The sequence below is a fragment of the Streptomyces sp. NPDC059201 genome, assembly GCF_042754585.1.
Lineage (GTDB): Bacteria > Actinomycetota > Actinomycetes > Streptomycetales > Streptomycetaceae > Streptomyces.
This window is the reverse complement of sequence record NZ_JBHZBB010000004.1, coordinates 26,501-41,679: the sequence shown is the minus strand read 5'-3', so window position 1 is coordinate 41,679 and position 15,179 is coordinate 26,501. Positions and strand designations below refer to the sequence as shown.

Below are 15,179 nucleotides of genomic sequence, written 5' to 3'. Positions count from 1 at the left end.
CCCCCATACAAGATCTTTAGATTCTTATCAGCAGCCAGCGAGAACTCACCGGCCCTCCCCGAGGAGATGTCAGCGGCATGCGACTCACCCCATCACCTGCCTGACATCACAGGAGTCGTTATGCGCACCGCCCTTCGCACCGCCATCGCCACCGCGCTCGTCGCGGGCGTCGCGATCACCCCGGCCCTCACCGCCGGCGCCGCTGTCGCGGCCGATCACGCGCCGAAGGCCGGTGCCGGGGTGACGGCCGACGCGGACGGTACGTACGTCCGGACCCTGGCCCTGCCGAACGGGGCGGAGGCCAAGATCTTCAAGGTCGGCGCGACGCACTTCCGCGCCGAGCTCTTCAAGGAGGGCCAGCGCGTCGGCACCCTGGACGCCGACGGGCGCGCGGTGGCCGGCAACGACGACGGCACCTTCCTCGTGCTCCACCCGAGCGGCGAGACCGCCACCTGGCGCGGCAACTACCTCCCCGGCGCCGACCCGGGCACGTACGAGCTCGTCAACGGCGTCCGCGTGGAGCTCGTGGCCGAGCGGGGCGGCTACACCCTCAAGGCCGGGGGCCAGATCCTCACCACCGACGGCGACCGCAAGGTCATGACGTACGGCGACGCGATCATCGTCGTCGAGCCCGACGGCGGCCTCGCCGCCTATGTCCGGGGCGCGGCCCGGCAGGCCGCCCCTCGGCTCGTCGCCGCCCCCGGCCAGGTCCGTACCGTCGAGCTGCCGAACGGCGTCGAGGCCCGGATCTTCCGGGTCTCCGACGACCACCACCGCGCCGAGATCTACCGCGAGGGCCGCAACGTCGGCACGCTCGACGCCGACCACCGCTCGGTCGCGGGCAACGACAACGGCCAGTTCCTCGTCCTCCACGCGGACGGGACGACCCTGAGCTGGGTCGGCAACTACGTCCCGGGTGCCGAGCCCGGCCGGTACAAGCTCGTCGACGGCACCACGCTGGAGCTCGCGAAGAAGGACGGCCGCTACGGCATCCAGCAGCTGCGGTGGGGCACCGAGGGCACCGGCTTCGCCTACCTGAAGGAGGACCGCCAGGTCTTCCACTTCAACAACGCCGTCGTCGTCCTGGAGAGCGACGGCGGGTTCGCCGCCTACGTCCTCGGCGCCGCCCGGCAGGCCGCGCCGAAGCCGGTCACCCGCGTCGACGACTGCACCACCGTCACCACCGTCGGCATCGGCGCCGGCACCGAGGCCGAGCTGACGATGAGCCCGGAGGGGCCGAAGGCCGTCCTCCGTGACCTGGGCAGCGGCGAGCAGGTCTTCCGGACGCTCGACCGCACGCACCCCTCGCTGCCGGAGAGCGCCGGCATCGTCGCCCGTATCGACCACCCGTTCAGCGCCACGCCGTCGCTGTACACCAAGGTCGAAGGCGGCACGGCCAAGGGCGGCACGCACGCCTTCCCGGCCCTGCCGAAGGGCTGCGAGCTGAAGCCGGTCAAGGGTGCGAACGGTACGGGCTCCGGTGCGGGTGCGGGTGCGGGCACCGGTACGGGTACGGGTACCGGCTCCGGCTCCGGTACCGGTACGCACGGCAGCGCGGGCACCGCCGTCACCACCGGCGGTCAGACCTCCGTCGTCCCGCGCGGTGGCGTCGCGGCCGGTGCCGAGCTCGCCGCCGGGGAGAGCTCCGCCACGCTGCTCGCGGTCGGCGCCGGTGCCGCCTCGCTGGCCGCCGCCGGGCTCGGCTTCACCGTGCTGCGCCGCCGTTCCGCCGCCGCCCGGGGCTGACCCGTACACCCCGAGGCGTACGCCCGTACGCCGCGACGCGTACGCCTCGTACACCCCGCTCCTCGCCCCTGACCCGAGCCCGGAGCGTTCCACCCCACCCCAGGCCGGCCGTCATCCACCCCGTGACGGCCGGCCGCCCGCCGTACCGACCTCCTCGCCGCCGGAGCCCGCCCATGAAGCACCACCACCGCCGCCGTTCCGCCTCCGCCTCCGCCGTGCTGTGCGCGGCCGTCCTCGTCGCGCTCGCCGGGTGCTCGGCAGGGAACGAGCCGGTCGCCACCCCGCCCGCCCGGATCGTGGAGTCGGCCGCCGCCCCGGCGCCCACCGCCTCCACTACCGCTTCCGCTTCCGCTTCCGCCGCCGCCGTGAAGCCGCTCGTCCGCTCGCTGCCCGTACGGGTCCAGCTCCCCTCCGCCGGGGTCGACACGGGGCCGATCCTGGACCTCGGGCTGAACGCCGACGGGACCGTCGAGGTGCCCTCGGTCGCGCAGGCGGACCGGATCGGCTGGTACGGGAAGGGCGTCACGCCCGGCGAGACCGGGCCCGCCGTCCTCATCGGGCACTTCGACACCGAGCGCGGACCGGCCGTGCTCAAGGACGTCTCCCGGGTCCGGGTCGGCGACGAGATCACCGTGACCCGCGCGGACGGGTCGGCCGCCGTCTTCCGCGTCCGGGAGCTGGAGCAGGTCGCCAAGGACGCCTTCCCGACCGAGAAGGTCTACGGCGACACCCGCCGCCCCGAACTGCGTCATCCTGTACGCGGACCTGATCACCGCCCGGCCCGCCTGAGCCCTCCCCGCCTGAGCCCTCCCGTGCGGGGCGCCCGAGCCCCACCGCGCCTCCTGAGGCAGAATCGGCGGCATGACGAGCCCCACGCCCTCCGAGCCGAACTCCGAGCCGAGCCCCGAGCCGACCTACGCCGACCGCGTCTTCCGCTCCTCCTTCGGCATCGCGGGAGGCGTCTTCCTGCTCGCCCTGGCGCTCGTCTTCGCGGGCGACGCGGTGCTGCGCGGCGAGGGCCGGACGCCCTGGCTGGCGCTGGCCGGGCTGCTGCTCGTCGTGCCCCTGATCCTCGCCTTCACCATCCGGCCCGCCGTGTACGCCAACGAGGACCGGCTCCGGATCCGCAACCCCTTCCGCTCGATCCTGCTGCCGTGGGCGTCGGTCGCCGACCTCCGGGCCGGCTACTCCAGCGAGGTCTTCACGCAGGAGGGCGCCAAGTACCAGCTGTGGGCCGTGCCCGTCTCGCTGCGGCAGCGGAAGAAGGCCGCGCGCCGGGCCTCCCGCGCCTCCCAGGACGACCCCCACGGACGTACCAGCGTCACCGCCGACGTCCGGGACTCCGCCGCGCGCACCGCGCCCAGCGACCAGACCGTGGCCGACCTGCGGGAGATGGCCGAGCGGCACCGGAGCAGGCCCGGGGCGCAGGGCGAGCCGCAGATCCGCTGGGCGTACGAGATCATCGCCCCGGCCGTCGTCGGCCTGATCCTCTTCGTGGTGCTCACCGCGACCGGCTGAGCCCGGCCCCGCGCCCCGCGCGCCCTCCACACCCCGCCGATGTCCTAGGGGCAACGGCGGGGTGAAGCATGTCTCCCGCAGATGGTTTAGCGCCCAACGATCCCGGCACTGTCAATAGATTGCCCGTGCCGAGACTGTGGGGGTGGGGGCAATGACCAAGGGCACCGGTGTGTCCGGGACACGTTGTCTGGTCGACGTCAGAGCCGACGGACGATACGACTGGCGGCTCGTCGCGCAGAACGGGCGGGTGGTGGCGCGGTCGGGGCAGTGCTTCGCCGACCACGCGGCCTGCCGGGCCGCCTTCGCGGCGCTCTGCGCGCAGCACGCGGCCATGGGGGGCGGGGTGCAGCACACCGCGGGCGGCAACGGCTGGGTCTGGCTGCTGCGCGACGCCGAGGGCCGTACCGCCGCGCTCTCCGGGAGGTCGTACGAGCGCCACTCGACCTGCCGCTCCGCCTACGACCGCTTCCGCGCCCTGCTGGCCACCGAGGCCGCCCAGTGGACCTCGACCGCCTTATGGTGAACGGAAGTTGCCTCTCGGGCGCCCCTCGTTCACGTCTCGTGGCGCGCATGTCAACCGGACCGGACTTACGTCCTTCCCGTGACGACCGAGACGACCGATCCGACCGCGCCGCCCGGCGCTCCTGACGCGCGGCCCGCCGGCCCGCCCGACACGCCGAGACGGCTGCACGCCGACCCCGGCCCCGCCGACCGGGTCTTCCGCGGCGTCGCCCGCACCGGCGGCGGGCTCGTCCTCGCCGTGATGCTCCTGGTCGGCGGCTTCCTGCTGCACCGCGCCTGGCAGGCCCTCGACCGGGCCGGCGGCTCCTTCCTCACCACCGAGAACTGGGAGCCGGACGCCGGCCGGTTCGGCATCGCCGCCGTCCTCCTCGGCACGGTCCTCATCGCCCTCGTCGCGATCGTCGTCGCCGTGCCGCTCGCCACCGGCGCCGCGCTCTACATCTCCGAGTACGCCCCGCCCGGGCTCCGCCGCACCCTCATCTCCACCGTCGACCTGATGGCCGCCGTGCCCTCGGTCGTCTACGGCCTGTGGGGCGTGTTCTGGCTGGAGGAATCGATCCTGCCGATCGCCCGCTGGATCTCCGCGTACTTCGGCTGGATCCCCTTCCTGCGCGTCGACGGCGCCGACCCCGACGACCCGCTCGCGCCGCCCACCGTCTACACCTCCTCCACCTTCGTCGCCGGGCTCGTCGTCGCGATGATGGTGGCGCCGATCATCTGCTCGATCATGCGCGAGGTCTTCTCCCAGGCCCCCGCCGGGGAACGCGAGGGGGCGTACGCGCTCGGCGCCACCCGCTGGGGCATGATCCGCTCCGTCGTCCTGCCCTTCGGCAAGGGCGGCATGATCGGCGGCACCATGCTCGGCCTCGGCCGCGCCCTCGGCGAGACCATCGCCGTCTACATGGTCATCTCGCAGGTCTTCACCATCCAGTGGCACGTGCTCCAGACCGGCACCAGCTCGGTCTCCTCGCTCATCGCCCTGCGCTACGGCGAGGCCACCGCCTTCGGCATGTCCGCCCTGATGGCGGCCGGCTTCGCGCTCTTCGTCATGACCCTGATCGTCAACTTCGCCGCCTCGTCCATCGTCGCCCGCAGCCGCTCCGGCGCGTCCAGCGACGCGTAACAGGGGGAACCGCATGACCATCGCCCCGGAGCGGCCGACGCTGCGACCGCCCACCGAGAAGGCCCCGCCGGCCGGGCCCGAACGGCGCCGCGCCACCAGCGGGCTGCGCGCCACGGACGTGTACGCCGTCCTCGGCGCCGCGGCCGCCGCGCTCGCCCTCAGCTGGCTGCTCTTCGCCCGGCTGCTGCCCTTCACCGGCGCCGTCGGCTTCGCCCTCGTCGCGTACGCCCTCTTCCTCGGCCTCTACGCGCTGCTCGTCTCCTTCGACGAGGACGGGCCGGCCGTCCGCGACCGGGTGGCCGGCGTGGTCGTCCGCACCCTCGGCCTCGTCCTCCTCGCCGTCCTCGTCTTCGTCGTCGCCTTCACCCTCTGGGAGGGCCGCGAGGCCCTCGTCCACCTCAACTTCTTCACCGAGGACATGAGCCTCGCCGGCCCGCTCGAACCGCTCGACGTCGGCGGCGTCCTGCACGCCGTCGTCGGCACCCTGGAACAGGTCGGCATCGCGCTCGTCCTCACCGTCCCGGCCGGCATCGTCTGCGCCGTCTTCCTCAACGAGGTCCCCGGCCCCTTCGCCCGCCTGGTCCGCACGATCGTCGAGGCGATGACCGCGCTGCCGTCGATCGTCGCCGGTCTCTTCATCTACGCGACCGTGATCCTGGCCCTCGGCATGGACCGCTCCGGCCTCGCCGCCGCCCTCGCGCTCTCCGTGATGATGCTGCCGATCATCATCCGCGCCTCCGACGTCGTCATCCGGCTCGTCCCCGGCACCCTGCGCGAAGCCTCGTACGCCATGGGCGCCTCGCGCTGGCGCACGGTCTGGCACGTCGTCCTGCCCACCGCCCGCTCCGGCCTCACCACGGCCGTCATCCTCGGCACCGCCCGCGGGGTGGGGGAGACCTCCCCGGTGCTGCTCACCGCGGGCTTCACCGCCGAGCTCAACGCGCTGCCGACCTCCGGCGCCCAGGTCTCCCTGCCGCTCGCCACCTTCGAGCTCGTCAAGTCGCCCGAACCGAACATGATCGCCCGCGGCTTCGGCACCGCCGCCGTGCTGATGCTCCTCGTCCTGCTGCTCTTCGTCCTCGCCCGGATCGCCGGAGGGCGCGGGCCCGGGCAGCTGACGAAGCGCCAGGAGCGGCGGCGCGCGGCGGCCTCGCGGGAGGACGCGGCCCGGTTCGCCCCGACGGCCGCGCCCGCCCCGGCCCCGGCCCCCGCCCTTCCCTCCCAGCCCGTACCTCCGAGGAGCACGTCGTGAGAACGCCCGTCCCGCTCACCCGCACCCTCCTGGGCCTGGCCGCCGTGCTCAGCGCGCTGCTCGCCCTCCTCGCGGGCCCGCCCGCCGCCCACGCCGCCGGCTACACCAAGATCACCGGCTCCGGCTCCACCTGGAGCTCCAACGCCGTCGAGCAGTGGCGGCGCAACATCGGCGCCAACATCGGACTGACCGTCAACTTCAACGCCAACGGCTCCTCCCAGGGCCGCGAGCAGTTCAAGAACGGCACCGTCGACTTCGCCGTCTCCGAGATCCCGTACGGACTCACCGACGGCGGCGCCACCGACGTGCCCCCGCGCCGCGGCTACGCCTACATGCCGATCGTCGCGGGCGGCACCGCCTTCATGTACAACCTCCGGATCGGCGGCCGCCAGGTCACCAACCTGCGCCTCTCCGGCCCCGTCCTCGCGAAGATCTTCACCGGTCAGCTGACCATGTGGAACGCGCCCGAGATCAAGGCCGACAACCCCGGACTCGTGCTCCCGGCCCGCCGGATCGTGCCCGTCGTCCGCTCCGACGGCTCGGGCACCACCGCCCAGTTCACCACCTGGCTCGCCAAGGAGCACGGCTCCACCTGGGACGACTACTGCCGGCGGGCCGGCCGCTCCACCCCCTGCGGGATGACCTCGTACTTCCCCGTCGCGCCCGGCACCACCACCGTCGCCAAGTCCGGCTCCCTCGGCGTCTCGGCGCACGTCCGCCAGCCGCAGGGCGAGGGCGCGATCACCTACGTCGAGTACTCGTACGCGGTCAACGCGCACTTCCCGGTCGTCAAGGTCCTCAACCGCTCCGGCCACTACGTCGAGCCGACCGCCCAGGCCGTCGCCGTCGCCCTCCTCCAGGCGAGGATCGAGACGAACCGCTCGTCGGCGAACTACCTCACCCAGATCCTCGACGACGTCTACCGCTCCGGCGACTCCCGGGCGTACCCGCTCTCCAGCTACAGCTACATGGTCGTCCCCACCTCGGACACCGCCCCGCACACCGCCGAGAAGGGCCGCTCGCTCGGCACCTTCGCCCGCTACTTCCTCTGCGAGGGCCAGCAGCAGGCCGAGGAGCTGGGCTACTCGCCGCTGCCGAAGAACCTCGTCCAGGCGGGCTTCGACCAGATCCGCCGCATCCCCGGCGCCCCCACCGGCGCCGTCGACCTCTCCTCCTGCCGCAACCCCACCTTCTCCGCCGACGGCACCAACACCCTCGCCAAGAACGCCCCCCGGCCCAAGTCCTGCGACAAGCAGGGCGCGCAGCAGTGCCCGGACGGCACGGGAGGCGCGAAGGGCGTCCCGACGCAGGTCGTCAACGGCGGCGGCACGTCCGGCGGTTCCGGCTCGGGCGGCGGTAACGGAGGCTCCGCGTCGGGTGGTTCCGGCGGCGGAAGCTCCAACGGCTCCGGCTCCAGCGGGGGTTCGGGTGGCGGGACCGGCGGCAGTGGCGGCGGTACGGGATCCGGTACGGGATCGGGTACGGGTTCCACCGGCGGGACCGGCAGCGGGTCGACCGGCGCCACCGGCACCGGCGGGACCACGGCCGGGGCCGCCTCCGGCGCCGCATCCGGCACCGGCTCGGGCTCGGGAGGCGCGGGCGCCGCGGCCTCCGGCGGCAGCGGCGGCCCCGTCGTGGACCCCGACACCGGCGACATCGTCACGGACGGCGGCGCGGGCGGGGCGGCGGGCGGCGGCGACGGCACCGGGGGCGGGGACGCCTTCGCCGGGAACCCGGTCGTCGGCACCCCCGTCACCCTCGCCGCCGACTCGGGCGCCGGCCTGCGCGGCCTGCTGATGGTCCTCTCGGCCTTCCTGCTCCTCGCCACCGTGATCGCACCGCCGCTCGTCGGCCGCCTGATGGCCGCGCGTGCGGACCGCCAGGGAGGTGGCCGGTGATGCGGCACCTCGGCGCGCCGCCGCGGCCCGCGGCCGGCGGCACCTCGACCACCCGTCTCCGCTCCCGGTCCCTCGGCCTCGGGGCCCTGCTCCTCGCGCTCGTCCTCGCGTTGCTGCCGCTGCCGCGGGACACGCAGGCCGTCGCCGCCACCGACTCCGAGAGCTCCGCCGTCACCAAGCGCGGCGGCCGGGGACCGTACGACGACTTCTCCGGCCTGGAGGTGACCGTCCACCAGACGCGGAACCTGCGCGGGCAGGGCGTCCGGGTCACCTGGAAGGGCGGCGAGCCCACCGCCGCCGGCGCCGACTACCTCCAGATCATGCAGTGCTGGGGCGACGACCCGGCCGGGCCCCGGCGGGACCAGTGCCAGTTCGGCGCCCTCCCGCTGGGCGGCCTCAACGTCGGCAGCCACGTCGGGCGCCGGGTGCTCCCCGCCGGTACCGACCCGAGGGAGGAGGAGTACGCCGAGGACATCCCGGACCCCGAGTACCCCGGCAACACCACCAGCCCCTTCGTCCCCTTCACCCCCGTCGCCGGCCCGGCCACCACCAAGTCCACCGACTGGACCTACTTCAGCCCCGTCGACACCAACGAGGAGCCCTACCTCGTCACCCAGCCCGACGGCACCGGCGAGGCCGGCTTCAACCTCCAGTCGACCCGTGAGGCGCCCCACCTCGGCTGCGGCGACCCGCAGGGCACCGGCGCCGAGGTCCGGGGCCGGAGCTGCTGGCTCGTCGTGGTGCCGCGCGGCTCCTTCGACCCGGACGGCACGCAGAAGGACGGCAGGCCGCAGACCTCGCCGCTCTCCACCACCAACTGGGAGCAGCGGCTCGTCTTCCCGCTCGGCTTCCTACCGGTCGGCGACCCCTGTCCGACGGACAAGACGGAGCGCCGCATGACCGGCTCCGAGCTGGTCACCGAGGCCGTCACCTCCTGGCAGTCGGCCCTCTGCGCGGGTGGCGCCACCCGCTTCACCTTCTCCCAGCGCGGCGAGGAGGCGGTCCGCTCCGGCCTCCTCGCGCCGACCGCCAGCTCCCCGGGCCTCGGCTTCACCGTCGAGCCGGTCGAGCCGGTTCAGCCGCCGGAGCCGCCGGAGCCGTCCGGGGACGCGCCGGACGGCGGCGCGCCGGCCTTCGTCCACGCGCCGGTCGCCGTCAGCGGGCTGACCGTGGGCTTCTTCTGGGAGGCCGACGCCATCGGGCTCGTGAAGGACCTGCGGCTCAGCCCCCGCCTCCTCGCGAAGCTGCTCACGCTGTCCTATCCGTACGACGTCCGGGTGAGCACCTCCGCCCTGCCGCCGCCCGACCACCTCAAGAAGAATCCGGTCTCCATCGTCCGCGATCCGGAATTCCTGGAACTGAATCCGCGATTCAAGGAATCTCCGCCCGCCGAGATGAGCTACCCCGGTGGAATCCTGCTCTCCGCCGAGCGTTCCGACGCCTCGAAGGTCGTCTGGGACTATGTGCGTGGAAATCGTGAGGCGCGCGCCTTCCTGGAAGGAAAGGCGGACCCGTGGGGAATGAAGGTCAATCCCCATTACGCGGACCTCGGCCTGCCCGGGACGAGCCTCTACGAGTTCCCGAAGGCCGACCCGACCGAGACCGTGCTGACCCTGTCCGGGAAGACGATCGCGTACGGGGCGCTCGAGCGCTCCCCGTACGCCGGTGATCTCCACGAGGTCGCCCGGTCGACCCGCAGGGGCAGCCACAACAGCAAGTACGAGGCCGATCTGGACACCGCCTCCGGCGGGCTGAAGCTCATCGGCCCTGCGCCGCAGCCCGGCTCCCGCCGTGCCTACGGCATCACTGAGAGCGCCTCCGCCGCCCGCTACCAGCTCAAGGTCGCCGCCCTGCCCGACGCGGACGGCACCTACGTCCTGCCCACCACCGACGCCCTCCTCAAGGCGGTCGGCCAGTTCCGGGACTCGTCGGTGCCGGGCGTCCTCGCCCCGGACCCGGCCCGGGTCCGCGCGGGCGGCTACCCGCTGACCGTCGTGACCTACGCCGCCGCCTCCACCGGCCTGCCCGCCGACGCCCGCCGGGACTACGCGCGCGTGATGCGGTACGCGGCCGGCCCCGGCCAGCGTCAGGGCACCGCCCCCGGCGACCTGCCCTTCGGCTACGCCCCGCTGCCCGCGAAGCTGAAGGAGCGGGCGACGGCGGCGGCCGAACGGCTGGAGCGCGGGGCACCGGCGGAGCCGGGCGGACCGGGGGGCGACTCCGGCGGCCCGGGCGGCTCCGGTGGCCCCGGCGGCTCCGGAGGGGCGGCCGGGACGGGCTCCGGCGGCTCCACGGGGTCCGGCTCCGGTGCCTCCGCCGGCTCCACCGGCTCCGGTGGCTCCGGTGGCGAGGACCCCGGCACGGGGACCGGCGGGTCCTCCTCCGGTGCCACCGGCTCGGGCTCCGGCTCCGGTGCCGACGGCGGCGCGGGAACGGGCGGGCAGTCCTCCGCCCCGCCCTCCGCCCCGCCCGGCGGGACCGGAGCCGGCTCGGGCTCCGGCTCGGGCGGCGCCCCGGGCGAACAGCTCGCCGCGTCCACCGGCACCACACCCTCCGGGGTCCTCGGCTGGATCCGCTGGGTCCTCCTCGGGGTCCTCGTCGCCGGCGGCGCCGCCGCACTCGCCGGGCCGGCCGTCCTCGGATTCGCGGGCCGCCGCGCGACCCCCTCGGATTCACCTAGGACAGGAATTCGTAACCTGAAAAGCGGCTGAACGTGGTGGTTCCCGGATCCGCCCGTACGGAATTGTTGTTCCCGGCCGGTCGACGGACCGGCCGGGAAAGAAGAAATCCGGATTTGCTTGCGCGTCCATTCCATGACATCCGTTTCCACGGAGGAGATCAGAAGTGAACGTCAAGTCCCGCGCTCGTATCGGTGCCACCCTCGCCGTCGCCGCCCTCGGTCTCGGTGCGGCCTTCGCCCCGGCCGCCCAGGCCGACCCGAACCCGGTCACCCAGTACCGCACCCTGGCGGGTGTCGGCTCCGACACGACCCAGGACGTGCTCAACGGCCTCGGCAACGTCGTCCTGAACGCGGTCAACCAGAAGATCATCGCCTCCTGGGACGCCACCGGCACCGCCACCATCAAGACCAAGTCCGCCGGCTGTGTGATCAACCGCCCGAACGGCTCCTCGGCCGGCATCGACGCGCTCCGCAACGCCGTGGACACCGCCTCCGGCTGCCTCGACTTCGCCCGCTCCTCGCGCGGCCCCGTCGACGTCTCCACCACGGACCTCACCTGGATCCCCTTCGCCAAGGACGCCGTGTCCTGGGCCAAGCGCTCCAGCAGCGCCCTGCCGTCCGACCTGACGACGGCGCAGCTCAAGTCGATCTACGAGTGCAACCTCACCAGCCTCAATGGTGTGACGCTCACCCCGATCCTGCCGCAGTCCAACTCCGGCACCCGCCAGTTCTTCCTCTCCGCGATCGGCGTCACCACCCCGGGCGCCTGCGTCCAGCAGGGCGTCCAGGAGAACGACGGCACCGTCCTCGACACCGACGGCGACATCGCCCCCTACTCCGTCGCCCAGTACACGGCGCAGGAGAAGCTCGTCGTCGCCGACCGCCGCGGCTCGGCCGTGCTCGGCTCGGTCAACACCGTCGCCCCGCGCAACGCCGACAAGTCGCTCAACCTGTCCTTCCCCTTCACGCGTGACGTCTACAACGTCGTCCCGACCGCGAAGCTGACCAACGCCACGATCGCCTCCACCTTCGTCGGCTCGACCTCCAAGGTCTGCGCCGCCGGCACCACGATCGCCAACTACGGCTTCGGCACCCTCGGCACCGCCTGCGGCGCCACGACCGTCAAGGGCGAGCGCTGATCACCAAGCTCCCCGTCACCGCGCAACGGCCGGGCACCCCAGGGTGCCCGGCCCCACGGCGTACCCGTACCCACCCCACCGTCCGCCTCCAGGGGGAGATCCGGCTCTGCGCCGCCGGCACCACGATCGCCGACCGCCACCGCTTCCCGATCCCGCCGACCCACCCACTTCCGCAACCGATTCCTGGGGGACTCGAATGAACCGCCCCGCACCACTCAGATCACCCGTCGCGCTCCTCACGGCGCTCGCCCTCCTCTGCGGTGCCCTCGCCGTCGTCCTGGCCATGGCCGCCCCCGCCAAGGCCGCCACGCTGCACGGCACCTTCACCGTGCAGGGCGGGTCGGGCTCCCTCACCGACAAGCCCATCGGTACGGGGGTCAGCACCTCCGCGGCCTGCCCCGCGCCGGACCAGCCCGCGAAGCCGTACGTCGGGACCCGGCTCGTCGTGGTCGATCCCGGGCTCGCCGACAACTTCAGCAACCTGGCGACGACCGTCGCGGGGGAACCCCTGAGCGATGGCCCCTTCACCCGGCCCATCGACGCCGAGGCATATCCGCAGTCGCTCCAGGAGGGTCTCAGGCTGTTCATCCCCGAAGGCCCACTGGACGGCCGCTACGAGCTTCGTCTCTACTGCCGCACCGCGGGCGGGGCCGAGACGGAGCACTTCTTCTCCACCATGGTCCAGGTCACCGGTGACACCTGGACCCCGATCGCGCAGAAGGCGACCCTGCTGGAGGTGACGTCCGACCCCGCCTCCGCCGTCGTCGGCCGGCCGGCCAAGATCATCGCAAACGTGCAGCCCAAGGAGGCCGCCGGAACGGTGACCTTCCAGAAGTTCGTGAACGAGGAACTCATCGACATCGGCACCGCCGACGTCGTCGCCGGAAAGGCCGAGGTCACCGTCACCGAGACCGCCGTCAACAACGACGGACTGCCCGTGGTCGCCACGTTCGCCCCCACCGATCCGGAGGCCCACACCCCCACTTCCTTCGTCTACACCCTGTACGTGGTCGAGGCCACCCCTACCCCCACCCCCACCCCCACCACGCCCACGCCCACGCGCACGCCCACCGGCACCACGCCCACCCCCACCGGCTCGGTGACCCCCTCCGATTCGGCGAGTCCTTCCGACTCGGCCACGCCCTCCGACTCGGCGACCCCCTCCGGCTCGGCCACGCCCTCCGGCTCGGCGACCCCCTCCGATTCGGCCACGCCCTCCCCGAGCGCCAGCACAGATGCCGGCGGATCGGGTTCCGGTTCCGGTTCCGGCTCCTCCGGCTCGGGTTCCACCTCCGAGGGTTCCGGCGGCTCCGACTCGACCACCGGTGACGGCTCCACCGGCACGGGCTCCGCCTCCGGTGGCGGCGCCGCCACCCAGGGCGGGTCCGGCGGCCAGCTCGCCGCCACCGGTACCTCCTCCGCCGCCTCCGCCGCCCTCGGCTCGCTCGCGCTCTGCCTGCTCGGCGCCGCGGCCGTCCTCCAGAACCGCCGCCGCAAGGCGGTCGCCCGGCCGTGACCACCGCACCGGCACCAGCCGCCCCCCGCGCCGGGCTCGGCCTGGCCGGGGCGGCGCTGTGCGTCCTCGCCGCCCTCCTCATCGGCTTCGCCGCCAACCTGACCGTCGTCGGACACCTCCAGCACGCTCGCGACCAGTCCACCGCCTACGACGAGCTGCGCGAGCAACTCGCCCTCGGCACCGCCCCGGTGGGGCAGACCACGTACGACGGCAAGGCGGTCGCCCTCGGCGACCCCGTCGCCCTGCTCCGCATCCCGGTCCTCGGCGTGCGCGAGGTCGTCGCCGAGGGCACCACCTCGGAGGTCCTCATGTCGGGCCCCGGCCACCGCCGGGACACCCCGCTGCCCGGCCAGGCGGGGACGGCCGTCCTCATGGGCCGCCAGTGGGGCTACGGCAGCCCCTTCAACGACCTGCACCGGCTGCCGCCCGGCGCCCGCGTCGAGGTGACGACCGGTCAGGGCGACGCCGTCTACGAGGTGGTGGGCGTCCGCCGCCCCGGCGACCCGACCCTCGCCGCCCTCGGCGCCGGCGAGGGCCGGCTGACCCTGGTCACGGCGGACGGCGGCGCGTACACCCCGGAGAACTTCCTCTTCGTCGACGCGAAACTGCTCTCCGACGTCCAGCCCAGCCCGCCGCGCCCCCTGCGGCCCGGCTGGATCACCGAGGCCGAGAAGCCGCTCTCCGGCGACCCGGCCGCCTGGCCGAAGATCTTCCTCGGCGCCCAGGCCCTCCTCCTCGCCGCCGTCCTCACCGTCGCCGCCCGCCGCCGCTGGGGCCCCCGCCAGACCTGGATCGCCGCCACCCCCGTGCTCCTCGCACTCGGCGTCCTCGTCTCCGGCGAACTGACCCGACTCCTCCCCAACCTCCTCTGAAAGCCGTGGAGTTGATGACACCGTGACCGACCTCGCCGACACCGTCACCCTGCCGCCCGTCCCCGCCGGAGACCCGCGGGCGGGGCACGCCGACCGCGCGGGCCGCGCCGGCGCGCTCGACGCCGAGGCCGTCTCCGCCTGGTTCGGCGACCGCAAGGTCCTCGACCGGGTCTCGCTCGCCATGCCCGCCCACGAGGTGACCGCCCTCATCGGCCCCTCCGGCTGCGGCAAGTCCACCTTCCTCCGCATCCTCAACCGGATGCACGAACTCATCGGCTCCGCCGCCCTGTCGGGCCGCGTCCTCCTCGACGGCGCCGACATCTACGACCGGGGCCGCCGCATCACCCACGCCCGCCGCGAGATCGGCATGGTCTTCCAGAAGCCCAACCCGTTCCCCGCGATGTCCCTGTACGAGAACGTCCTCGCCGGCCTCAAGCTCGGCGGCGTCCGGGCCGGACGCGACGAGAAGGACGCCCTCGTCGAGGAGTGCCTGACCCGGGCCGGCCTCTGGAACGAGGTCAGGGACCGCCTCCGGCAGCCCGGCGGCGCCCTCTCCGGCGGCCAGCAGCAGCGCCTCTGCATCGCCCGCGCGCTCGCCGTCCGCCCCCGCGTGCTCCTCATGGACGAGCCCTGCTCGGCCCTCGACCCGACCTCCACCCGGCGCGTCGAGGAGACCATCGCCGAGCTCAAGTCCGACGTGACGATCGTGATCGTCACCCACAACATGCAGCAGGCCGCCCGGGTCTCCGACTCCTGCGCCTTCTTCCTCGCCGAACAGGGCACGCCCGGCGTCATCGTCGAACACGGCCCCACGGAGCGGATGTTCGGCTCCCCGAGCGACCCGCGCACGGCGGACTACGTCAACGGCCGCTTCGGATAAGCCGGTCGAGGGGGACGACGAAGGGCCGGTACG

Annotated in this window: 11 protein-coding genes and 1 pseudogene; all 12 read left to right on the top strand. The window is 73.8% G+C overall.

The window, feature by feature from the left end:
* Positions 1-120 precede the first annotated feature (120 nt).
* The 12 genes and pseudogenes from ACFXMG_RS14495 to ACFXMG_RS14440 all read left to right on the top strand — a co-directional run bounded on the left by ACFXMG_RS14495 (position 121) and on the right by ACFXMG_RS14440 (position 15,146).
* The gene (locus ACFXMG_RS14495) at positions 121-1,746 is read left to right on the top strand and encodes a hypothetical protein (protein ID WP_383829087.1); all 1,626 of its coding nucleotides are present in this window, start codon (positions 121-123) and stop codon (positions 1,744-1,746) included.
* Between the two features lie 173 nt (positions 1,747-1,919).
* A pseudogene (locus tag ACFXMG_RS14490) lies at positions 1,920-2,480 on the top strand (sortase domain-bontaining protein); the annotation flags it as partial.
* A gap of 127 nt (positions 2,481-2,607) precedes the next feature.
* Complete coding sequence (locus ACFXMG_RS14485; protein ID WP_383829085.1) at positions 2,608-3,264, top strand: PH domain-containing protein; 657 nt, start codon at positions 2,608-2,610, stop codon at positions 3,262-3,264.
* Positions 3,265-3,415: 151 nt separating this feature from the next.
* Complete coding sequence (locus tag ACFXMG_RS14480) at positions 3,416-3,787, top strand: DUF1508 domain-containing protein (protein ID WP_383829083.1); 372 nt, start codon at positions 3,416-3,418, stop codon at positions 3,785-3,787.
* 78 nt (positions 3,788-3,865) lie between these two features.
* Positions 3,866-4,909 carry a phosphate ABC transporter permease subunit PstC gene (gene pstC / locus ACFXMG_RS14475; protein ID WP_383829081.1) on the top strand — a complete coding sequence of 348 codons (1,044 nt, stop codon included), beginning with the start codon at positions 3,866-3,868 and terminating at the stop codon, positions 4,907-4,909.
* 13 nt (positions 4,910-4,922) lie between these two features.
* Complete coding sequence (gene pstA / locus ACFXMG_RS14470; RefSeq protein ID WP_383829079.1) at positions 4,923-6,161, top strand: phosphate ABC transporter permease PstA; 1,239 nt, start codon at positions 4,923-4,925, stop codon at positions 6,159-6,161.
* Entirely contained in the window at positions 6,158-8,059 is a 1,902-nt protein-coding gene (pstS, locus tag ACFXMG_RS14465) for a phosphate ABC transporter substrate-binding protein PstS (RefSeq protein WP_383829077.1), read from the top strand. Before pstA ends, pstS begins: the two co-directional genes overlap by 4 nt.
* Positions 8,059-10,770: a hypothetical protein gene (locus ACFXMG_RS14460; protein ID WP_383829075.1), complete on the top strand. Its 2,712-nt coding sequence runs from the start codon at positions 8,059-8,061 to the stop codon at positions 10,768-10,770. The genes pstS and ACFXMG_RS14460 overlap by 1 nt, the downstream gene beginning before the upstream one ends.
* Positions 10,771-10,903: 133 nt before the next feature.
* On the top strand, positions 10,904-11,878 hold the full coding sequence (locus ACFXMG_RS14455) for a hypothetical protein (protein WP_383829073.1): 975 nt from the start codon (positions 10,904-10,906) through the stop codon (positions 11,876-11,878).
* A gap of 196 nt (positions 11,879-12,074) precedes the next feature.
* Positions 12,075-13,394 (top strand): hypothetical protein, encoded by a 1,320-nt coding sequence (locus ACFXMG_RS14450; RefSeq protein ID WP_383829071.1) that lies wholly within the window; start codon positions 12,075-12,077, stop codon positions 13,392-13,394.
* Positions 13,391-14,266 carry a sortase gene (locus ACFXMG_RS14445; RefSeq protein ID WP_383829069.1) on the top strand — a complete coding sequence of 292 codons (876 nt, stop codon included), beginning with the start codon at positions 13,391-13,393 and terminating at the stop codon, positions 14,264-14,266. The genes ACFXMG_RS14450 and ACFXMG_RS14445 overlap by 4 nt, the downstream gene beginning before the upstream one ends.
* Positions 14,267-14,315: 49 nt before the next feature.
* Entirely contained in the window at positions 14,316-15,146 is an 831-nt protein-coding gene (locus ACFXMG_RS14440) for a phosphate ABC transporter ATP-binding protein (RefSeq protein WP_383829109.1), read from the top strand.
* Positions 15,147-15,179 lie beyond the last annotated feature (33 nt).

Excerpts from the sequence above, each read along its gene's own strand:
- ACFXMG_RS14495 (WP_383829087.1), top strand. The coding sequence starts at position 121 with ATGCGCACCGCCCTTCGCACCGCCATCGCCACCGCGCTCGTCGCGGGC.
- ACFXMG_RS14460 (WP_383829075.1), top strand. The coding sequence starts at position 8,059 with ATGCGGCACCTCGGCGCGCCGCCGCGGCCCGCGGCCGGCGGCACCTCG.
- pstA (WP_383829079.1), top strand. The coding sequence starts at position 4,923 with ATGACCATCGCCCCGGAGCGGCCGACGCTGCGACCGCCCACCGAGAAG.
- ACFXMG_RS14485 (WP_383829085.1), top strand. The coding sequence starts at position 2,608 with ATGACGAGCCCCACGCCCTCCGAGCCGAACTCCGAGCCGAGCCCCGAG.
- ACFXMG_RS14480 (WP_383829083.1), top strand. The coding sequence starts at position 3,416 with ATGACCAAGGGCACCGGTGTGTCCGGGACACGTTGTCTGGTCGACGTC.
- ACFXMG_RS14450 (WP_383829071.1), top strand. The coding sequence starts at position 12,075 with ATGAACCGCCCCGCACCACTCAGATCACCCGTCGCGCTCCTCACGGCG.